Below are 1,323 nucleotides of genomic sequence, written 5' to 3'. Positions count from 1 at the left end.
TGAACCGCCCCGGGTTTGCCGGAGAGTTTTTTGTTCAAAACTTAGGCGACGTGATCAAGAGCATTTATGCTCGCGTAGAAGGTTTCCTCCACTTCTTGCGGCGGCCGATAGCCAATAGCGCCATGTAGCCGCTCGGTGTTGTACCAGCTGACCCACTGGAGGGTCTCCCACTCGACATGGCCGACGGATTTCCAGGAGCCGAAGAACTCGATGACTTCGGTCTTGAACAAGCCGATGATGCTCTCGGCCAAGGCGTTGTCATAACTGTCGCCAACGCTGCCGACCGATGTGTCGATGCCGGCATCGGCGAGGCGTTCAGTGTAGCGGATCGACAGGTATTGGCTGCCGCGATCCGAGTGGTGGATGAGGCCGCTCCCCTCTGCCGGGCAGCGCTGACAGATTGCCTGGTTCAAGGCATCGAGAACAAAGCTCGTGGTCATCGATGTCGAGACACGCCACCCGACGATCTTGCGCGCGAAGACATCGATTATGAAGGCGACGTAGACCATCCCCATCCAGGTGGACACGTAGGTAAAATCCGAGACCCAGAGCTGGTTGGGGGCCGTCGCCGTGAACTCCCTATTGACCTTGTCATCCGGGCAAGCCTGGGCGGGATCCGGGATCGTCGTCCGCTTCTTGCCACGAGTAACCCCTTGTAATCCGTGCTCTCTCATCAGCCTCTCGATCGTGCAGCGGGCAATATCTTTCTGTTCTCGGCGGAGCTGATGCCAGACCTTACGCGCCCCGTATCGGCCTTTGCTCTTGTCATAGACACGCTTGATGTTCTCCAGATCCTTCGCGTCCTGCTTCGCGCGAGCCGAGGCTAGATCGGGGTCCCGGGCAATCGCTGCATGGGCGTAGTAGGTAGATGGGGCGATCGGCAGAACACGGCAGATCGGCTCGACCCCAAACTCCCTTCGGTGATCGTCGATGAATGCGATCATTTGCGGAACGGGCGGTCGAGCTCCGCCATCGCGAAATACGCAGATGCCTTCTTCAGGATCTCGTTGGCTGTGCGCAGTTCCTTCACTTCACGTTCCAGTTCCTTGAGCCGGGCCTTCTGCTCACTGGTCAATCCATCGCGCTCTCCAGCGTCTCGGGCGGCCTGAATGCACCAGGCGCGCAGGGTGTCGTGCGAACAGCCAAGCTTACCGGAAATCGCTTTGTAAGCTGCGCTATCACTCGTGTAGTCCGAGCGGTGTTCGCGATACAGCCGAACACCGCGCTCGCGAAACTCGGCTGTGTACTTCGGGGTGTGCTTCTTCTGGTCCATAGGGTTCATCCTTTGAGAGTTTTACTCTCCGGTAAACCCGGGGCGGTTCA

General features: G+C 58.6%; 1 protein-coding gene and 1 other annotated feature. The gene reads right to left on the bottom strand.

The window, feature by feature from the left end:
• Window positions 1–41: 41 nt before the first annotated feature.
• A protein-coding gene (locus D8Z78_RS24330; protein WP_420824343.1) for an IS3 family transposase occupies window positions 42–1,282 on the bottom strand; the annotation gives its coding sequence in 2 pieces (ribosomal slippage) (window positions 42–976 and window positions 976–1,282; 1,242 coding nt in all).
• Window positions 870–986, bottom strand: a sequence feature (AL1L pseudoknot). Its footprint overlaps the gene before it by 117 nt.
• Window positions 1,283–1,323: the final 41 nt, after the last annotated feature.

Source organism: Tropicibacter alexandrii (assembly GCF_003667315.2).
Taxonomy (GTDB): Bacteria; Pseudomonadota; Alphaproteobacteria; order Rhodobacterales; family Rhodobacteraceae; genus Tropicibacter; species Tropicibacter alexandrii.
Note: the sequence above shows the minus strand (reverse complement) of the source record. Positions and strands in the feature narration are given on the sequence as shown.